This window comes from Burkholderiaceae bacterium DAT-1 (genome assembly GCA_019084025.1).
Classification (GTDB): domain Bacteria; phylum Pseudomonadota; class Gammaproteobacteria; order Burkholderiales; family Chitinimonadaceae; genus DAT-1.
Window position 1 is genome coordinate 99,188 of record JAHRBI010000002.1, and the last position, 19,344, is coordinate 118,531.

The following is a 19,344-nucleotide window of genomic DNA, read 5'->3' on the forward strand; positions in this document are numbered from 1 at the left end:
GTCCCTCGCCCGGCGAATGAACAAGGGGATAGGTATGAGCTGGTTCAAGCGGTATCAGGAACAATCCAGAATCGGTGAGTTGTTACTTCGCAAGCGTCTGATTTCTCATGAACAACTGGAACAGGCGATTAGTCAGCAGGTACTGACTGGCGGGCGACTGGGCGATATTCTGATTGCGCGCGGGTTGGTTACCCAGAAGCAAATCAATGCGCTGCTCCGAAAGCAGAAGATAGCCAGACGCGTCGCTGCCGTTCTGGCCGTGCTGCTTGGGCCAATGCAGGCCTTTGCAGCAGCACCGGCTCCGGTGAACAACAGCAGTGGCCCGCAGACGCATGCCTCTATGGCCGTGAGTGCGACGTCGGGTATGCACAGGCTGGATGATGATGAATTGCGTGATGTTGTCGGGCAGGGCGGCTTGAATGCGGCCTTGCAAGCGTGGGCGGAGCAGAATCAGCACCTATTCCAGCAGAATGTCTCTTTGTTCAGCATTCAGAATCAGCTGAACAACAAACAATTCGGTCAGGCTGCATCTTCACTACAGGCCATGACCGGCTTGATGACCTTGCTGAACCCGCTCATGGCATTTTTAGGTGGGCAGGCGGTGATGTCCGGCGTGAAGTTTGATCAGGCCAATGCGCAAGGTGTCGTGAATAAGGATGGCAGCATCACCATCAGCCTGCCGAGTACCATTGGCCAGATCGCCATCAATAATATTCAGTTGAATGGCAATCCCAATGGAACCAACTGGGGCAGCATCGCCATCAGCAATATCAATATGGGTGGCTCTACGATCACAATCGGGCCGAGCAAGCGAGGATGATGTAGTCACTGCGGACGCATTACAGGGCGCTAACGCGCGCCGGTATAGTCAAAAAAGGGCTGTTACCCACGACGGGAACAGCCCTTTTTGTTTATTTGATGCAACTTTGTCGCGTTCGCTTAGATTTTGTTGTGATTTGACAACGATGTTGTTTTATTAGTGTTTAATGATATTTTAATTCCTTATTTACCCAATTGTCATTTGTAGCGCAAGCGTTTCAAACGCGGAAATGTAGGTACAACAAGAGATTGGAAGAATGTGCAATTGCACAAAGTTATATAAATAAACTACCGGTTAGTAATCAGGAATGATTTTTTGCAGTTGCTGAATAACTGGTTATTTTTTAACTTCAAGTGAGCGACCGCTCGGAATTTTTTTCAAGCAAGTGATTGGTGTAGTCGGACTTTTTTCAATACACTCTGCTTCAAGTTTTGCGCAAACGAATCAACCCGGATCAAGCCCGAGACCGTTTGTGTAAAAGGACATCGCTAGGTATCAAGCCACCTGGCGGTGGGAAAAAGCGGCTTGCACTGCATCGTCCAGGAGACGGGTTGCAGTTCTGTCTAGCTAGCGCAAGATAGAACAAGCAAGCGCAAGATTGAGTCTACGGACTCAGGCCTGTTGCCTTCTGTATTGCCGGATTTTAATTAACCGCGCGTTTCCCTTTTTTGCTGTTCAACTGGAGAGTAGACAATATGAAGTTCGCAAAGCTCGCAATCGCTGCCGCCGTTTCCGCCATCGCCATGGGCGCTTCCGCAATGGACCTGATCGATGACGCAGGCCTGAGCGCTACCACTGGTCAAGACGGTGTCAGCATCGCTGCAAACCTGAACGTGTCCATCGGCTCGTTCGCTTACCAAGATGCTAGCGGCGACATGGCCTTTGGCTTCAACGGTATCAAGGTGACTGGTGCACTGGCAGCTAACATCGACATGCTGTCGCACAATATGGCAGTAGTTGGCCCAGCTACGCTGACCGCTACTTCCGAAGCTTCGCTGAATATCATGAAGACCCTGGGCGTGACCGCTCTGCGTGGCGCTTCTGCTGCACAAGCTGCTGACGTCACAACCCTGAATGCATTGGCAACTGCTGCTGGTCTGCCAGCTGCGTACAGTGCCGATACCGCAACAGTCGGTACTGCTCTGTCCGCTGCTGCGTTTGCACCGACTGGCGACGTGGTGAAGATCGCTCTGCCGACTATCACTGCACAAGGCCTGAACATCAGCGTGGACAGCATGTACACCGCTAACAAGGCTTCCATCGGCACCAACACCACTGCAGCTGGCCTGATCAATGCAGCTGGTACAACAGACGCAGGCAAGATGACCACTGGTACCAACTGGGGTTCGATCGCTGTGAACAACCTGCAACTGGGCGGCACCACCGCTTACATCTGGGTTCACTAATCCGGATGGCCTGAACAGGCTAGTTGTCTGAGTGAGAAAACAGCTCGCCGCGCAAGCGATGAGCTGTTTTCACGACAAGACCAGCCGTACGAGCTGGTATCTGTAGTGGAGGAGTAGGCGGTGAAGCATTGGTCAGGTCAATCCTGCTTTAGCATCATGTCGGCGACAGCACTCGCACTGACTTGCATAGGCGCATCGGCGAACCCTGTGCAGTTGGATGATACGCAGCTGTCCGATGTGCATGCGCAAGGCATGATTGACATGAGCAATACCTCATACGGTGCGTATGACTTCAGCCGTATTACCCTCAATGCCGATGTCAGCATCAATGCAGTCCTGAAACAGCTCAATTTTGGCCAGCGCAATGGTGGTGCCGATCTGGTGATCGACTACGCCACATTGGGTGGCTCTGGCAAACTTTCCATCAGCAATCCCTATATCGAAACTGTGTACGAAGCCAGCGGCCGCCAGGTGGTGGGCTTTCGCATTGGTGCGGGGTCGATTTCCGGCGATGTGATGATGAAGATGACAACCTTGTCCGGCAATTTTATGGCGGATGCGGGTACCGAAGGCAAAGTCAGTACCGCGTTTGATGCCAATGGCGGCGTGCGCTGGGACGGAAGTTGTCCGACCGGCACTACGGGCTGCGTGCCGATGTCGCGCCTGACTGGTGTCAGGGCAGATAATAGCCGTGATTTCTGGGTTTCATTCCTGAGTCAGTCTGTCAGTTTTGCGGGCACCCCGGTGGCTGCGCAATCCGGTGTATGGATGAACTGGACTGAACGTCTGACCGCCTATGTGAGTCCGGCGGCTTCGGGCGGCGCATCGCCTGCTGCAGCCATGACCTCATCTGCGCTTGTGACCAACTTGTCGACTGCGCCGGCAGGCGTCAAACACTAGACGGATGATGGACATGCGTTTGGGAATGATCGGTTTACTGTGGCTGCTGTCCTCCTCCGTGATCGCCATGGATGCACTGGACGAGCGCTCGCTGTCGCAGGTGAGCGGGCGCGATGGCATCAGCTTTGATCTGTCGGGCTTTGTGTACGACAGCAAAGGCACATATACCTACACCAATACCACCACAGGTACCCAGCTGGTGCTGGGCGATCTGTATGCGGCACGTTCCGATAACCCCGACCAGTTTGCAGATCCGTATGCGCTCTACACCGTCAAGCGGGGCAATGGTCTGGCGGATGTCACCTATCTCGACTTCCCCAAGAATGTGCTGGGTGCGGAAAAGTGGCAAATCGCATTCGATTGGCGCACGGTCGACGGAGCAGGTGCCTTCAATAATGGCGCGCTGGTTGTACATGATCTGGCGATGTATGGTGGCGGCTTCCAGTTTTCCACCCCTGCCGATGGCAATGGACTGTCATGGGGGCTGGGTATCAACCTGGATATTGGCTCGCTCATGCTGCGACCCAATGGCCGCGGCGACATCAACAACCCCGCTGATCCGGCTGTGACCAACCAGATGGTGCTGCACAATATTCATGTCGGTGCAGTCGATCAGTATGGCAATCCCATCAATCAGGCATGGCAAATCGCAGATGTCGACGCCCAGCCCGGACAGTTCTATGTGGCCGGCGATGGCAGCCTGCATCTGGGGATTCAGGCACCTGTCAGCGGCACAGCGGCGGCCGGTACGATTTCGGTAGGCAATATGAGTTTTGCCAATCCCAATCCTGCAAGCTTGCACGATCTGGGGGCGAGCCGGATCGGGTCGATCCAGATTCAGTCGCTCGATATCAAATTCAAGCAATAATGGGCGCCCGAATCATGAACCTCACGCACACGCTGCCGCGCCTCTTCCTTGCAATTGGGATGCTTGTCTCATTTGTGCACGTACAGGCAGAAGATACACCCGCTGCGGTGGCAGGCGCCCTGCAGATGCTGGATGATGGAGCGCTTTCCGATGTAACGGGACAAGGCGGACTGTCGTTTGCCGGACATATCGTGATCGGGGGCGGCTCGGTCGGCAACGGTCAGGGTGCCAATATCGTCTGGGGTAATTTCTTTGGCGGAAAGAATTTCTACGCCGTTACCCAGGGATATGCGGGCACGCTGGATATTGCCACGCTGAGTTTTGATATGAAGATGCTGCCTGATGGATCGCAGCAATATGTTGAAATTGGTCTGCCGGTATTTATGCGCATGACTGACTATGGGTATACCGGATTTGGTATTTCCAACGAACCGTCGGGTAATCTGACCAACAATCTGGGTAGTGTGACCATCAATAGCACCATCACCATGCAGGGGGCGGTTCGTTTCTGGGCACATTGACCGGAATGCCTCGCTGTGCCGTGAAGCAAAGATTCTGAGCGGCCAATATAGAACTCAAGTTGTCACAGGCTGCTTAAACGTGATTGCAAATCTCTTTATTCTAATCGCCGTCCTGATTGGCGGTGGTGCCTTGTTTACGCATCACACGCCAGCCGATCGGGCTGGTCAGCGTTTTGATCTTCAGGAAAGCATGGTGGGTGCCGGGCCAGTCGTGGATACGGTATCAATCAAGCCAGCATCAGAGCTCAAATTCAAGAACATCGTCCATCAGGCATTCGACTACAGCTGCGGCTCGGCTGCGCTGACCACCATCCTCAAGTTTCACCTGGGCGTGGAAGTGAGCGAGCAGGGTGCGATGGAAGGCATGATGGATAAGGGCGAGAAGGAAAAAATCATCGCCCGTCGTGGCTTTTCGCTACTCGATATGAAGCGGTATGTCGCCTCACTAGGCTTTGATAGCGCAGGATTCCGCGCCACGATAGATGATTTGCGCAAACTAGATCAACCCGCCGTGATTCCAATTGATTTCGGCGGCTCAAAGCATTTCGTGGTGTACCGTGGCATTCGCGAAGGACTCGTGTACATTGCCGATCCATCAGCCGGCAACATCGTGTTTACCGAAAAACAATTTGCCGGTCTGTGGGATAAAAATACCCTGTTCATCGTTTACCCCGCCAAGGATCGCCCTGCGATCAAACAGCTTGCGCTGAATGAGTACGAGCTGGGGGTGATTGACATGGATCTGGTACTGAACCGAGGAGAGCTGCGCCCCATCGACGGATCGGTGGTGAACAGCAAAATGTACAACGGTGTAGGCAATATCCACATATTGCGGAATTAATGCCTCGCTACTGCCGTCACGACAAGGGATCAACAAGAATGAAACTGCACCGCTTTCTGGGGATGATGAGTCTGGCAGCCTGCCTGCCCCTTGCAGCATATGCCGCTGATACACCCGCTCAAGGTAACGAGGCGGTGAAAGATGCGCTGGCAAAGAAAGAAACGGACGTTGATAACACCACGCTGCTGAAAGAAACACTGACATCGGTCGATAAGCAATACTCCTTGCTGCCCAAGGGCAAAATCAACCTGACCTACGATCTGAACTATAGCTATATCGGCGAGCAGCAGATTGTCACGGATGTGACTTCGGGGCAGGCCACCCTGTTCAGTATCGAAAATCAGAACTCGCACACCGTGACCAATACCGTCGCAGTGGATTACGGTCTGCGCAACAACCTGACGGGTAGCGTGACCCTGCCGATTGTCAGCAAGTACACCGAAAATGCGACCCAGACGGGCGTGTCCAATACCATCGGCGATATTCGTCTGAGCGCGCGATACCAGCCATTTGGCGTGGTGCGCGGCGAGCCGGCCATCACATTCACGGGCGGCCTGACGCTGCCAACAGGTACCAGCCCGTTCAAGGTGGTATCTGGCAGTGGTCTGGCGACAGGGAATGGCGTCTTTGCCTTCTCTGGCGGGATTAACTTCAATCACATTGTGGATCCTGTCGCGCTGTTCGGTTCGCTGAATCTGACTTTGTCCCGTGCCGCAAACCATCTGAGTCAGACCGTGAATGCCGGCGGCGGTAGCCAGACCACCATCACCCGCGTTGAGCCGGGGCCGCAACTGGGGTTCGGCGCCGGTTTTGCGTACGCACTGTCCTACACGATTACGACATCCGTATCGTTCCAGGAAAGCATTGCGGACGGCTCGAAGCTGACATTTGCCGACAAAAAGAGCGTGAAGACAGCCAATCAGACCTCCGGCATTTTAAATCTGGGGATCGGCTATCGCGTCTCGTCCAAAACCACAGTTAATACGTCTGTTGGCATTGGCCTGACCACCAGCTCTCCGAATATTTCAATCGACGTATCTGTCCCGTTCTCGTGGTGAGGCTACAGGCATGCGTGTAGCTGACAGATATGCAGGCAGCAAGGGTGGGCAGTTCAGGCGTTCCGTACTGCCGATGGCGATTGGGCTCGGATTGTCTACTTCTGCCTGGGCCTCGCTGACCGACAATATTGCCGTGGACCCGGAAGCCATGGCCATGGGTAACGCCGTCACTGCTGATCCGCCGGGGATTAATTCCATCCACTTTAATCCGGCTGGATTGGTTGGCATGGAAACCTCGAAGATGGATGCTCTGATGGGGGCGTCTATCCGGGTGCGGACAAGCTTCAATTCGGCCAAGGATATGGATATCGGCGGCTGGACCAAAGATCCTCTGGACGGTACCTCCAGCGGTACGGTCAAACAGCGGATGTATCTGCCGATTATTGGTCTGACCAAATGGAAATTGCCCGCCGCCATTGTGCCGGGCATTGGCTTTACCTATCATGAGCCCGGCTCCCGCTTTACGTTTGGTACCAGTAATTACGTGGCCATGGCCTATACGGTCGATCATACCGATCCGGGTGATCCGGCTGCATATGATGGCAAGATGGTGGACTTGCAGCGCCTGGTGTATCTATCGCCTGCCGTGGCCTTCAAAGTATCCGACAAGCTGAAGATTGGTATGTCGGTGCCGATTGCCTATGTGGCAATGGCCATGAACACGGATATGCGCTTCCCTAATCCTTTCCTGGCGCAGATTGGTACCATCCAGAAAAGCCTGTGTGCCAACGGCCCGAATGTCATTGACGAACTGACTGCAGGCCTGTGCGCGGGAGGTCAGGAAGGCTGGCTGAATCCATTCAAGAAAGCTGCCAGCTTCAGCATGGATATTACGGCACCGATGGATCCGACCGTGAATGTCGGTTTCCTGTGGGAGCCCAAAGACTGGTTTGCACTGGGTGGCGTGTACCAGAGCGGTGCGGCGACCATTTTGCATGGCACCTACGAATTTAAAGCCGAGCCGATGCTGCCCGCCTTCGTGAAAGGTATGTATAGCAGTCTGATGGGGCCGATTGTGGCGGCTATTACCGGCATGCCCCCCTACATTCCGCCCGTACAAAAAGGCAATATGGTCACCACCATTCCCATGCCTTATCACGTGCAGTTTGGCTTCAAATTCAAGCCATCCCGTTACTTCCAGTTTAATACCGATATCAGCTACGCCAATTGGTCGAAATGGGATTCGCTGACACTGAAGTTTGATCAGGACATCAAACTGCTGAACATGGCGCATCTGTTTGGCGTGCCAAATAGTACCCAACTGACCCTGCCACTGGGCATGAAGGACGTGGTCAACTATAGCTTTGGCGTGAAATCGCAGATTACCGAGAAGTTCGCTCTGCGCTTCGGGTACGAGCCTCGCAAGAGCTCTGAGCCGCAGAATGTACTCTCGTTGCTTGCTCCGTTGCCGGATACCAAGCTCAAAAGTGTCGGTTTTACTTACAAACTGAGTAATGGCGGTCAGATCGACTTCGGTGCCAGCTATATGTACGGCAAGTACAACGTGCCCGCACGTACCGACTGCAATCTGAATTGCGATCACTTCACCAACGTCATTTACAACCCTTATGCCGCCATGGACGTGAAGGGCGATATCGCCATCCGTTACGCGGGGATCAAATACACCAAGCCGCTTTAACCGGTTTTACCCTGAGGTCGCACCATGAAACGTCTCTTTGTTCTGATTGCCAGCCTGCTAGTCGCCGCACAGGTTCAGGCTGCCGATATTCCACCTGCCAAAAAGGCATTGATCGATCAGGTCATGAAGCTATGGCCGCTGGATTTTATCGGGGTGAAGATGTTGATTGATCCGGTGAGCGAAATCCGTAGACAGTCTAATAGCTTGTTGCAGGGGCGCGTATCTGAAGAGAAAAAAATTGCGGTTATGAAGCAGATTGATGAGGAAGCCCGCAAGTTCCTTGAAGAAAATGCACCCAGGGTTCGCGCAGATAGCGAGAAGCTAATGGCTACGACTGTCGCCCCCATCCTCAATGAGAAGTTCAACGAAGAAGAATTGAAGCAGGTGATTGCCTTGCTGCAATCGCCGATCAAGAAGAAATTCGAAGCAATTGCGCCTGATCTGCAACGCGCCCTTGGTACCAAGCTGGCCGAAGTGGATAAGCCCGTGATTCAGCCAAAGATGGACGCATTCAATCAGAAGGTGGGCGAACTGATGCGTGCGGCAGTAGCCGGACAGTAAGTGTTGCATATCTGACTGATATTTCAGTAATTTTGTTGTAATCCAGCAACCTGGAAGGGGTGCTACACACCCCGTCCTGCCTCAATCCCGTCTATGTGCACACAGATTGTTGCATTGCGCCACAGTTAACTGTTGAGCGCTTGCTACGTACTCGGTTCTAATCCTTACAGTACTTTTGTCCTGAGTGTTGAGGTGAACAGGATGACCATCGAATCGAATATGTCCCGCCGTGACTTTGCCTGGTTCCGTATGGATGAACAGCGCAATCTGATGGTGATCAACAGTATCCTGATGTTTGAGGGCGAGCTGGATTTTGCACGCCTGAAGGCCACGATACGTAAGCGGCTGCCGAACTATCCACGCTTCATCCAGCGTATTCAGACTCGCTGGGGGCGTCCGCAATGGGTCGCAGCGGAGTCGTTCGATATCGATCAGCATGTGGTGATGCATGACGACGATAGCCACCACGACCGCCGTCGTCTGGAGGCCTGGATGGAGCAGGTGGCGATGGATGCGCTGCCCGCAGATCGTCCGCTCTGGCATATGCGCGTATTTCCGCGTGCCGGGCAAGGTTACGCCATCGTGTTCCGTCTGCATCACTGCATTACCGATGGTGCCGGACTGGTGCATGTGCTCAAGCACCTCACCGATGATCGTCAGGATCACGGCCACGAGCCCTCGCTGGAGTGGCACCCGATGTATACCCAGCCGAGCAAGACGACGCCCGCCGGTACCTTTATGTTCTGGTCGCGCATTCTCGGGCAGCTGGGCAAGCTGACAGCGCTGCTGCCGGACAAGGTTTCGCCGCTCAAACGTTCGTTGAGTGGTGACAAGGCCATGGTCTGGCTACCGCCAATGGATATCGAATTTGTCCGAACAATTTCCCGGCGCATGGGGGTGACCATTAATGATGTCTGGGTGGCTGCAGTGACCTGTGCGCTGCGCACCTGGATGAGCGAGCAAGGCATGCCGGTGGATGGCAAGGCGCTGCGTGGCGCAGTCACCTTCAATCTGCGCAACAAAGCAGACGCCTTTTTGTTGGGTAATCACTTCGGGCTGGTAGCCGTGGATTTGCCCACCAACCGCCAGACACCGCGCCAGCGCCTGCGTGAAGTCAATCAGCGTATGGCTGCGATCAAGGCATCGCACCAGCCCCATGCGACCATGTTTTTCCTGTCGTTGATGGGCTGTCTGCCGCGCATGCTGCAAAGTCTGGTGCTCAAGATTTTCACGATGAAGGCATCGGTAGTGGTCACCAATGTCGAAGGTCCGGATAAAGTCAGATATCTGGCTGGATCGCGTATGAGTGATGTGATCTGCTGGGTGCCGCAATCGGGGACACTGGGGACGGGATTCGCGGTGATTACCTATGCGGGACAAGTGCAGATGAGTGTATTTGCCGACCGTAATCAGGTGGCGGATGCCGAGCGACTGATGAGTCTGATCCACGAAGCGATGTACAAGCTTGAGCGCGACACCTGGCAACCGGATGTACAGCCGGGTATGGCGCCAGAGCCACTGACCATGCCATTGCCCGAACCGGTTCGCGTAACCGGATAGTGGTCTGCAGTACAATGGGGGCATCACCGTAAAGGATGCCCCCATGAAATTGATCGATACGGCCAGACTGGATCAGATGGTCGAGTCTGCCAAAGCCTCTCCGCGCCTGCGTGCGCACCATAATCTGCACCCGCATCTCGACGATCCGGTTCAGCGACTGGCGATTGCCATGGAGCCGGATACGCTGGTGTTTCCGCATCGCCATCCTCACACCTTCGAACTGCTGACCCCGCTGCGCGGCCGCTTCATTGTGCTGTATTTCGATGATGCCGGTGTGGTGACGGCACGGACTGTGCTGGGTGAAGGTACGCAGGTCATCGAGAATCCGGCTGGCCAGTGGCATGCCGTGCGCTCGCTGGATGCGGGCGGTGTGATCTTTGAAGTGAAGCAGGGCGCCTATCAGCCGCTGGCGCCGCAGGATGTGGCATCGTGGGCACCGGCTTCAGAATCAGATGCCGCACGTCAGTTGAACGACTGGTACCTGACCGCCAGGGTAGGCGATCAAGCACCTTCATTCAGCTAATTCGCCCGGAAAACTGGCGGGATCAGCGATCCTGCCAGGTGGCGGTGACTAGCCAGGTACGGCCCAGCGTGCCGTAATCGCCTACCAGTGTATAGCCACGGTCGAACACATTGTTCACGCGCAGGCCAAATTTCCACTGCTTGTCAAACGTCCAGTCCACCCTGGCGTGGGTGAGGGCGTATCCGCTCAGCTCGGTACGACCTGTCATAAAGTCATCGTTGAATCGTTTGCCCTGCCCCTGCAGTTCCACACGTGCAGCCCAGTCACCCTCATGCCAGCTTGCAAACAGTGCACCGCTGCGACGCGCACGCCAGGCCAGCTGGCGACCGGTTTTCGAATCATGCGCGTCAAGCCAGTCCAGATGTCCGCCCAGCTGCAGTGCACCGCACTTTTGCGCCACTGTCAGCGTGGTGCCGCTAATATCTACCAACCCCACATTTCCGGTTGTTCCGGCAGCTGGATTGTATTGCAGCATATCGGTCAGATCATTGCTGAAGCGCGTCAGGCTGACTTCGGTATTGCCCTCGGCATAGCGGATGAAATGGCTGCGATTGCGGGCCATTTCCGGTTTCAGTGTCGGGTTGGCATATCCCGGGTAGTACAGCTCATTAAACGTCGGTGCACGGAAGCCGGTCGAATACGTGGTGCCGATGCGGACTTGATTCGTCACCGCCCAGTTCACGCCCAATGCGCGGCTGGTAAAGCTGCCGAACTGCGAGTTGTCATCGTGACGCAGATTGCCCTGCACATTGAAGCTGCCAAAGGTAGCCAGATAACCCAGGAATTCACTATTGATACGACGGCTGGATACCTCGTAGGTCGTGGAGCCATCTACATCCTGCTTCAGTCGCTCGGCGCCCAGGGTCACCGTACCGCCCAGCATGCTCAGCTCGTTCTGCCAGGTGGTCTGGTACTGATGGGTGTTGATGCTCGCTTTGTGGTCGCTCAGATTGGTTGGTGAGACTGGACTGAAAGTGATGCCCTGATCAATGCTGGTTCCTGCCTTCAGGCTGGTTTTCCATACCTCGTTGAACTGGTAGCGTGCCCAGGCGTGTGCGCCGCCCTGAGTGCCTTCGTCGCGATAGTTGAAGGACTGGGCAACCGGGTTCCAGTTGGCATCCGAAATCGAACCGTCAAACTGATTGTATTCGCGCGCATAGAGGGCGCGAGCACCCAAGACCAGGTCGGTATCGACGCGTTGCTCGACGGTAGCGCTGAGGCTGTCATTCCGGTAGCCGTCTTTGTCAGGGTTGTAGTTGCTGTTTTTGGGATTGGCAATGGCACTGACGCCATCGGTGCGGCTGCTGGCCAAGCTCAGTGTGTAGCGGGTATCACCAGATTGTCCGCCATGCGACAGGCTGATCTGGCGCTGACCATCATTGCCAAGGCCGGCGGTCACGGTAGAAGCTTTGCCCTGACGGGTGAAAATCTGGATCACGCCGCCAATCGCATCGGCACCATACAGGCTGGCACCCGGGCCGCGCAGGATTTCCACACGTTCGATCTGGTCGACAGGCAGAAACTGCAGCGAAGCCGAACCCAGGGTGGCCGAGCTATAGCGGATGCCATCGATCAGCACCAGCGTATGCTGGGCGGTGGCGCCACGAATATAAACCGAAGTAGCTTTACCCGGCCCACCACTGTTGTTCACGATGATGTCGGGCTGCGTCGACAGCACGTCGGTCAGCATCTGGCCGGTATAGGCATCCAGCTCGGTGCGGGTCAGTACGGTGACGTCGTTGACCGATTGCGACAGGGCAACCGGCAGGCGTGCGCCGGTAATGACGATGGTTCCGGCAGTATTGGCATCCGCTGCGGCGGCAAACGGAATCGTCGACAAGGCGGCCGACACGAAAAGGGATAAGGGGGCGAATTGCAAGGGGCTGTCTCCGGTGCAGGCCTTCAACCCTGAAGGCCGTGTGGGGACGGCACGGTGATGCAGACAGGCCGGCGCGTGCGCAGCCGGACAACCCGCCGCGAACACCCTGCCGCGCGTAATCTCCCGCCACATGTGGCGGGGCTCAGGCCGGTCTCCGGGCTGGCAAGACTTGATGAACCGCCTTCCCGTGATGATCGTCACAGTGGCGTGATGGGCCCATCCTCACTTGCTTACCGTTGCAGGGGCAGCACAGGTATTTCACCTGTTTCCCGATTATCCCGCGTGGCAGTTGATAGCGACGCGGGCACCTGAATCGGCGGATTGTAGCAGAAAACACTCATTTAGTCCGGCGTGCAGCGCGAGTGCAGGACTTACGGCACTGTCTGTGCATACGATGCATGACAATGTGATGAGTCGGCGGAGCAAGAGGAATTGTGGTGCATACAGTGAGTTGGTTTGGGCGGCTGGTGTATACGCTTGCCGTGTTCATGAATATTGCGCTCGCTGCGCCAATCGACGCTACGCGATTGCGGGAGAATGGGCCTGAACGTGCAGGGGTCGTGTTGAATGGCACGCCGGTGAGGATACGTCCGGATGCCGATGCCCCGATTGTGACGGATCTCTTTCCTCGTACCTCGGTAATCGTTCGAGACAGTAGTCGTCCCGGATGGATGCGTTTGTCGAGCGTAACTCGCTATGAGCGGATACCTGATGTCACATTGAAGGATGGAGAAGCGAGTCAGATTCCGGATGGGGGTAAGCCAAGGCGTCAGTGGGGACGCAAAGTGCAGACGCCCATGGAGGGTTACATCCCTGCATCGAGTGTGATGCCTGGCGATGGCGTGGCGAACCTGCCGCTGGCCGCGGATGAGCTGGTGCCATTGCCATCTGTGTGGCAGTCACTCGGGGTGCGCGAGACGCGATTTGTGCCTGTCCATCCTGAGCAACCGCCTTTTAGCAATATTGTTCGCATTGAAGTGAGTTTATTGCATGGGAGCAAGTGGGACGTCATGCAATATTGCAGCGGTGCGCTGGCGCTGCGCCGCGATATTGTGCTGACCGCCGGGCATTGTATTGATCGCCAGTTTATCCGGCGTAAGGCAGGGGAGACACTGGTCAATGATGAGGCAATCAAGATTGAGGTATTTATTCGTGAGCGGGGCGAGGTGAAGCTGTTTTCGGTGGCACGCTCGCGTTTTAGTGATCACGAAGAAGGCGATTGGGCGATTTTGTGGCTGGGTCGTCCGGTGGACGCGTCAATCACACCCTTGCAGCTGGCTTCGCCCGGAAGCTGGCTGACGATGCCTCGACTCGAATTGCTGACAGCCGGATATTCCGGCGATTTATACGGGGTCAAACAGGCGACTGCGGGGACAATCGATCTACCCGATCTTGATCGGTGCCGAACGGGTACCCACAGTATGGTGCGAACCGAGGTGGGCTTCCAGTTTGTCAGCGGTCGGGATGAGGATGAAGTGTGTACGGCTTTTGCCGGGAATTCGGGCGGCCCCTTGCTGCTGTGGAATGCGGATGCACAGGCTTATCAGATTGTTGCACTCTATGTTTCCGGCCCCCGCCCGGATGAAACCAATCAATTGCTCACACGGGGGCTGCGCGACCAGCTGGATCGTCTCTCGCAGACCTTGCAGTTAGCCTACCCCTCAGACCTTAAGACCGTGCCGGGTATCGGCCGGGTTCGCACCACACTGGCTAACATGACCTCGGGGATCAATACCTTCCATTGGATTCTTGCTCGGGATTTGATCGCGGTGCTCAAGAAGGAAGGCATTGCTGATGTGCAGGGTGATTACGATCAGATTCGCCAAGCGCTGCAGCCGCTCTCGAGTTTTTCTGCGTTGCGCGGCGATCAGCCTTGGCCAAATCTGCTGAGCTGGATGAGTAAGGATTTTGTTGCACTGGTGCAGTCAGACAAATGGGCGCGAAAGTGGATCAAACGTGGCGGCACACAGGCGCCCTGGAGCATTGGCGACACCTTGCATACTTTGCCGGACAAGCTGGCCAGAGATGGCGCGTGGTTCGTGTATTTCGACCAATGTGGTCTGATCCCAGAAGAACAGTTCATCGGCCATGAAGCGTCGACGATTGCGCGCTGTCAGGGAGAACAATCCAATCTGGGCAGCGAAATCCGGATCCGCCTGCAGGGCGAAGATGCCTATCTGGTATTAAGGGACGATGCAGAGGCGCGTGTGGTCTATGTGGTGCGGCGGTTGCTCACCTCGGTTAAACATTGAAGTGGGGGCCGGACAACCCTTTGGTCGTCCGGCTGCTATTCACAGACTGATCAGACCTTGGCGAATGTCAGCTTCATGCCTTCCGCATCCACCCGGATGGTATCTCCTGCTGCAAACTGCCCGGCCAGAATGGCCTTTGACAGCGGATTTTCAATCTCCGACTGAATCGCCCGCTTCAGCGGACGCGCGCCGTAAATCGGGTCAAACCCCGCTTCGGCAATCTGCGCCAGTGCCGCATCGGTCACATCCATGCCCATATTCAGTGCCGCCAGACGGCTTGCCAGTCGTCTCAGCTGAATCTTGGCGATGCCGGTAATCTGTTCATTGCCCAGTGCATGGAAGACCACGACTTCGTCGATCCGGTTGATGAATTCCGGACGGAAGTGGGTTTTTACTTCAGCCATTACTGCCAGCTTCACCACCTGATACTCCTGATCGACCATATTCTGGATATGGTGGCTGCCTAGATTCGAGGTCATCACGATCACGGTATTGCGGAAGTCGACCGTACGACCCTGTCCGTCGGTGAGGCGACCATCGTCCAGCACCTGTAGCAGCACATTGAATACATCCGGATGCGCTTTTTCAACTTCATCCAGCAGAATCACCGAATACGGCTTGCGGCGCACGGCTTCGGTCAGCGTGCCGCCTTCTTCGTAGCCCACATAGCCCGGAGGCGCACCGATCAGACGTGAAACAGAATGCTTCTCCATGAACTCGCTCATGTCGATGCGCACCAGATGATCTTCGGCATCGAACATGAATCCAGCCAGCGCCTTGCACAGCTCTGTTTTGCCCACGCCCGTCGGCCCGAGGAACAGGAATGAGCCATAGGGCTTGTTCGGATCAGCCAGACCCGAGCGTGAACGGCGAATCGCATCGGACACCAGTTGTACGGCTTCATGCTGGCCAACGACGCGCTGATGCAGCGCATCTTCCATGTGCAGGAGTTTGTCGCGCTCGCCTTCCATCATCTTGCTCACCGGAATGCCGGTGGCGCGTGAAACTACTTCGGCAATCTCTTCGGCACCCACCTGCGTGCGCACCAGCTTGTTCTGCGTGGCAGTACCCTCCTTGGATTCGGCTGCTTTCAGCTTGGATTCCAGTTCCGGCAATTTGCCATATTGCAGCTCGCTCATGCGCTGCCAGTCGCCCTTGCGACGGGCGTCTTCCATAGCGATTTTGAGCTTGTCGATTTCTTCCTTGATGGCTTGCGAACCTAACACCACGGCCTTTTCCGACTTCCAGATTTCTTCCAGATCGGCGTATTCGCGTTCCAGCTTGCCGATTTCTTCCTCGATCAGCCCCAGACGTTTGATGGAAGCCTCGTCCTTTTCCTTTTTCACGGCTTCGCGCTCGATCTTCAGCTGGATCAGGCGACGCTCCAGCTTGTCCATGCTTTCCGGCTTAGAGTCGATCTCCATCTTGATGCGTGAAGCCGCTTCGTCGATCAGATCGATGGCCTTGTCCGGCAGGAAACGGTCGGTGATGTAGCGATTGCTCAGTTCAGCCGCCGCCACAATCGCCGGATCGGTGATGTCCACGCCGTGGTGGATTTCGTAGCGTTCCTTGAGACCGCGCAGAATCGCGACGGTATCTTCCACACTCGGCTCATCCACCAGCACTTTCTGGAAGCGGCGCTCCAGAGCAGCGTCTTTTTCGATGTATTTACGATATTCGTCCAGGGTGGTGGCACCCAGGCAATGCAGTTCGCCGCGAGCCAGTGCAGGCTTCAGCATATTGCCCGCATCCATCGCGCCTTCGGCCTTGCCCGCGCCGACCAGGGTGTGGATTTCGTCGATGAAGATGATGGTGCTGCCGGCATCCTTGGCGAGTTCGTTCAGGACGGCTTTCAGGCGCTCTTCGAATTCGCCGCGATACTTGGCACCGGCCAGTAGGGCTGCCAGATCAAGGACGAGCAGCTTCTTGTTTTTCAGCGTTTCCGGCACTTCGCCATTCACAATGCGCTGCGCCAGACCTTCCACAATCGCTGTCTTGCCCACGCCCGGCTCGCCAATCAGCACCGGATTGTTCTTGGTGCGGCGTTGCAGGACCTGAATGGCGCGACGGATTTCATCATCTCGGCCAATCACCGGGTCGAGCTTGCCTTGTTTGGCGCGTTCGGTCAGATCCAGACAATATTTGCTCAGCGCCTCACGCTTTTGCTCCGCATCGGCGGAGTCAACGCTCTGTCCGCCGCGCACCGCATCAATCGCGGCCTCAACGGCTTCCTTTTTACCGCCATATTCCTTGATCAGCTTGCCGGTTTCACCCTTATCCTCGGTCAAGGCCAGCAGAAACAGATCGCTGGAAATGAACTGATCATTGCGCTTGGTCGCTGCCTTATCGGTCAGATTCAGTACATTATTCAGGTCTTTGGAAATCGTGATTTCGCCGCCGTTGCCGCTCACCTGCGGCAGGCGTTTGATGGCGGACTCCAGCGCGCTGCGCAGCGGCGTGACGTTTACACCCGCGCGCGCCAGCAGCGAAGACGTGCCGGATTCGCTGTCGTTAATCAAAGCCAGCAGCAGGTGCTGTGGCTCGATGTAGGGGTTGTCGTGCGCCAGCGCCAGACTCTGGGCGTCGGCGAAGGCTTGCTGGAACTTGGTGGTCAGTTTGTCAAAGCGCATGGCTCTCTCCTGAAATCGTGGCTGGCAGATTGACTGCCTGTATACCCCCTATCTGAGTGGGGACAGGGCGGATTTCAAGAGGGCGAGTGACGGGAGGTTTGCGCTGAGTCAAAGGTTTGAGCATCTCGTCATTGAGATCAGCGTAGTCGTACTTGGTCTCAATTTGCTCGTCGAACGATTCACCTTGCGGCATGATGACAATCTGTCTATACCAGTGCGCATCATGCGCAATGTCACGAATCTGGAGCATGTAAACGTGGGTGTGGGTCAACAAAGTGCGGAGTCTGCACTGCCATCAGAGGGGCAATCGATTTTGCGTCACCTGATGCGCATGCTTGCGTATCTGCCGATGATCGTGGCAATCGTCATGTTTCTTGAGGGCTTTGTGCTGGGGTTTTCCACGCCCGATCAGGGGGAACATGCCTCACCTGCGCTTGCGGTGACTGCGAGCATGGTTGTTCAGCTCTGTATCAGTGCAAGCAGTTTTATCCTGCTTGCCGCGCTGTTCAGGATGGCATGGGATACGCGCATTCACATGAGTCGGCGTACGCGTATCCTGTTCGTGAGTGTGCGCTATGTGCTTGCACTGCTGGCCTTGATTTTTGCACTGAAAGTCGTCATTCCACTCTGGCCGATTCATGCCGCAGCCAAAACGGCGAGTCTGGGATTTTGTTCGGTCCTGCTCGGTACGATGGTGGCCTACGATCTCGCGATGCTGCGCAGTCGGACCGTGCGGGATGCATGGTGGCGGCGCCTCGTCAGACTCGCCATTTTGCTGGGCTGGAATGTCACCGTGATCATGCTGACGGTGGCCATTGCCATCCATACCATGACCGGTGATGCTGCATCGTTTTCACACGAAAAATTCCCCGCAGCAGTCATGTGGATTGCGCTGTGGGCGAATGCACTGTGGGCAACCGGGATTGTATTTGCCACGGCATTCTGGTGGGCTTATCGATGGCGCGAACAATATCGCAATTACTGGGGCGCCTTGCTGTTCCTTGCGCTATTGGCTGCAACACGCCTGTTTAATGCGTGGGCAATTCATATTTTGTCGTATAACGTCGGTTTTGATGCGCGTGCGGCAGAGAATGGCGTCAGCACCCTGGAATCGCTGATCTATGGTATCGCGTTTACCTGGGTATCCGTGATTGCCGTGTCGTCCTCCGCACGTCTCAGAAATCGCGACGATCAGCTGGAAATTGCGCGTCTCGAAGCGGATAATCTGCGTGAGCGCGAAGCGAGAACGGCTGCGGAGGCCGAGCTCAAGGTTCTGCAGGCACAGATCGAACCGCATTTTCTGTTTAATACACTGGGTGCATTACGGCAGCAGGCGGAAGAACGTGCGCCTGATGCTGCTTTATTGGCCGGACAGCTGATCCGATTTCTTCGGGGCAGCATGGATAGCATTCGCCGCCCCTTGATGCCGTTGTCGGAAGAGTTCGGCATTGTTCGCGACTATCTGGGGGTGATGAAGTTACGCATGGGCGATCGCCTTGCGTTCGAACTGAATCTGGCCGCCGACGTGGCGGATATCGAAGTGCCTCCGTTAATGTTGCTGACGCTGGTCGAAAATGCCATTAAACATGGTGTTGAACCTAAAGTCGGTGCTTCGGTTGTTGCTGTTTCAGCCAGAATCCATGAAGATCGTCTCGTGATAGAGGTCGCCGATACCGGTGTCGGGCTGGGTGCATCTTCCAGCCATCAGGGGGTTGGGCTGGCCAATATCCGTGAACGACTGCATTTGCGTTATGGCGGTAACGCCCGCCTGATTCTGGGGGCGAACGAACCCGAAGGATTTATTGCCAGCCTGGACATTCCCGTCGCTCAGTTGCGCGCGGGGTAGCGCAGCGAACCCATCCAGGATGAATCAGCCAAAATAATAC

General features: G+C 55.7%; 16 protein-coding genes and 1 riboswitch. Of the genes, 13 read left to right on the top strand and 3 right to left on the bottom strand.

Features of this window, described 5'->3' with window-relative positions; translation table 11 throughout:
- Positions 1–34: 34 nt before the first annotated feature.
- The 11 genes from KSF73_03585 to KSF73_03635 all read left to right on the top strand — a co-directional run bounded on the left by KSF73_03585 (position 35) and on the right by KSF73_03635 (position 10,697).
- On the top strand, positions 35–820 hold the full coding sequence (locus KSF73_03585) for a hypothetical protein (protein ID MBV1774794.1): 786 nt from the start codon (positions 35–37) through the stop codon (positions 818–820).
- Between the two features lie 695 nt (positions 821–1,515).
- Positions 1,516–2,226, top strand: coding sequence for a hypothetical protein (locus KSF73_03590; protein ID MBV1774795.1), 711 nt, complete (start codon positions 1,516–1,518; stop codon positions 2,224–2,226).
- Positions 2,227–2,346: 120 nt separating this feature from the next.
- Positions 2,347–3,126 carry a hypothetical protein gene (locus KSF73_03595; GenBank protein ID MBV1774796.1) on the top strand — a complete coding sequence of 260 codons (780 nt, stop codon included), beginning with the start codon at positions 2,347–2,349 and terminating at the stop codon, positions 3,124–3,126.
- Between the two features lie 13 nt (positions 3,127–3,139).
- Entirely contained in the window at positions 3,140–3,994 is an 855-nt protein-coding gene (locus tag KSF73_03600; GenBank protein ID MBV1774797.1) for a hypothetical protein, read from the top strand.
- A gap of 14 nt (positions 3,995–4,008) precedes the next feature.
- Positions 4,009–4,515 carry a hypothetical protein gene (locus KSF73_03605; GenBank protein MBV1774798.1) on the top strand — a complete coding sequence of 169 codons (507 nt, stop codon included), beginning with the start codon at positions 4,009–4,011 and terminating at the stop codon, positions 4,513–4,515.
- Positions 4,516–4,705: 190 nt separating this feature from the next.
- Positions 4,706–5,356: a C39 family peptidase gene (locus tag KSF73_03610; GenBank protein MBV1774799.1), complete on the top strand. Its 651-nt coding sequence runs from the start codon at positions 4,706–4,708 to the stop codon at positions 5,354–5,356.
- A 38-nt stretch (positions 5,357–5,394) separates the two neighbouring features.
- Positions 5,395–6,414, top strand: coding sequence for a transporter (locus KSF73_03615; protein MBV1774800.1), 1,020 nt, complete (start codon positions 5,395–5,397; stop codon positions 6,412–6,414).
- Positions 6,415–6,487: 73 nt separating this feature from the next.
- Entirely contained in the window at positions 6,488–8,053 is a 1,566-nt protein-coding gene (locus KSF73_03620) for an outer membrane protein transport protein (GenBank protein MBV1774801.1), read from the top strand.
- Between the two features lie 24 nt (positions 8,054–8,077).
- Positions 8,078–8,614 (top strand): DUF2059 domain-containing protein, encoded by a 537-nt coding sequence (locus tag KSF73_03625; GenBank protein ID MBV1774802.1) that lies wholly within the window; start codon positions 8,078–8,080, stop codon positions 8,612–8,614.
- 201 nt (positions 8,615–8,815) lie between these two features.
- Entirely contained in the window at positions 8,816–10,174 is a 1,359-nt protein-coding gene (locus KSF73_03630) for a DUF1298 domain-containing protein (GenBank protein MBV1774803.1), read from the top strand.
- Positions 10,175–10,217: 43 nt separating this feature from the next.
- The gene (locus KSF73_03635) at positions 10,218–10,697 is read left to right on the top strand and encodes a WbuC family cupin fold metalloprotein (protein MBV1774804.1); all 480 of its coding nucleotides are present in this window, start codon (positions 10,218–10,220) and stop codon (positions 10,695–10,697) included.
- Positions 10,698–10,719: 22 nt separating this feature from the next.
- Here KSF73_03635 and KSF73_03640 read toward each other — a convergent pair whose 3' ends face one another.
- The gene (locus KSF73_03640; GenBank protein ID MBV1774805.1) at positions 10,720–12,576 is read right to left on the bottom strand and encodes a TonB-dependent receptor; all 1,857 of its coding nucleotides are present in this window, start codon (positions 12,574–12,576) and stop codon (positions 10,720–10,722) included.
- A gap of 127 nt (positions 12,577–12,703) precedes the next feature.
- Positions 12,704–12,903, bottom strand: a riboswitch (cobalamin riboswitch).
- A gap of 110 nt (positions 12,904–13,013) precedes the next feature.
- On the opposite strand from KSF73_03640, the gene KSF73_03645 reads away from it, so the two are divergent.
- Positions 13,014–14,828 (top strand): S1 family peptidase, encoded by a 1,815-nt coding sequence (locus KSF73_03645; protein ID MBV1774806.1) that lies wholly within the window; start codon positions 13,014–13,016, stop codon positions 14,826–14,828.
- Between the two features lie 50 nt (positions 14,829–14,878).
- Here KSF73_03645 and clpB read toward each other — a convergent pair whose 3' ends face one another.
- Both clpB and KSF73_03655 read right to left on the bottom strand, forming a co-directional pair.
- A complete protein-coding gene (gene clpB / locus KSF73_03650) occupies positions 14,879–17,458 on the bottom strand; it encodes an ATP-dependent chaperone ClpB (protein MBV1774807.1) in 2,580 nt (859 codons plus the stop codon).
- The gene (locus tag KSF73_03655) at positions 17,448–17,708 is read right to left on the bottom strand and encodes a hypothetical protein (protein ID MBV1774808.1); all 261 of its coding nucleotides are present in this window, start codon (positions 17,706–17,708) and stop codon (positions 17,448–17,450) included. Before KSF73_03655 ends, clpB begins: the two co-directional genes overlap by 11 nt.
- Between KSF73_03655 and KSF73_03660 the strand changes: the two genes are divergently transcribed.
- Entirely contained in the window at positions 17,682–19,304 is a 1,623-nt protein-coding gene (locus KSF73_03660; GenBank protein MBV1774809.1) for a histidine kinase, read from the top strand. The genes KSF73_03655 and KSF73_03660 overlap by 27 nt on opposite strands.
- Positions 19,305–19,344 lie beyond the last annotated feature (40 nt).

Bases quoted from the DNA above. Each gene is read 5' to 3' on its own strand.
- KSF73_03585 (MBV1774794.1), top strand. From the start codon at position 35: ATGAGCTGGTTCAAGCGGTATCAGGAACAATCCAGAATCGGTGAGTTG.
- KSF73_03590 (MBV1774795.1), top strand. From the start codon at position 1,516: ATGAAGTTCGCAAAGCTCGCAATCGCTGCCGCCGTTTCCGCCATCGCC.
- KSF73_03600 (MBV1774797.1), top strand. From the start codon at position 3,140: ATGCGTTTGGGAATGATCGGTTTACTGTGGCTGCTGTCCTCCTCCGTG.
- KSF73_03605 (MBV1774798.1), top strand. From the start codon at position 4,009: ATGAACCTCACGCACACGCTGCCGCGCCTCTTCCTTGCAATTGGGATG.
- KSF73_03610 (MBV1774799.1), top strand. From the start codon at position 4,706: ATGGTGGGTGCCGGGCCAGTCGTGGATACGGTATCAATCAAGCCAGCA.
- KSF73_03615 (MBV1774800.1), top strand. From the start codon at position 5,395: ATGAAACTGCACCGCTTTCTGGGGATGATGAGTCTGGCAGCCTGCCTG.
- KSF73_03620 (MBV1774801.1), top strand. From the start codon at position 6,488: ATGGCGATTGGGCTCGGATTGTCTACTTCTGCCTGGGCCTCGCTGACC.
- KSF73_03625 (MBV1774802.1), top strand. From the start codon at position 8,078: ATGAAACGTCTCTTTGTTCTGATTGCCAGCCTGCTAGTCGCCGCACAG.
- KSF73_03630 (MBV1774803.1), top strand. From the start codon at position 8,816: ATGACCATCGAATCGAATATGTCCCGCCGTGACTTTGCCTGGTTCCGT.
- KSF73_03635 (MBV1774804.1), top strand. From the start codon at position 10,218: ATGAAATTGATCGATACGGCCAGACTGGATCAGATGGTCGAGTCTGCC.
- clpB (MBV1774807.1), bottom strand. From the start codon at position 17,458: ATGCGCTTTGACAAACTGACCACCAAGTTCCAGCAAGCCTTCGCCGAC.
- KSF73_03660 (MBV1774809.1), top strand. From the start codon at position 17,682: ATGCGCAATGTCACGAATCTGGAGCATGTAAACGTGGGTGTGGGTCAA.
- KSF73_03655 (MBV1774808.1), bottom strand. From the start codon at position 17,708: ATGCTCCAGATTCGTGACATTGCGCATGATGCGCACTGGTATAGACAG.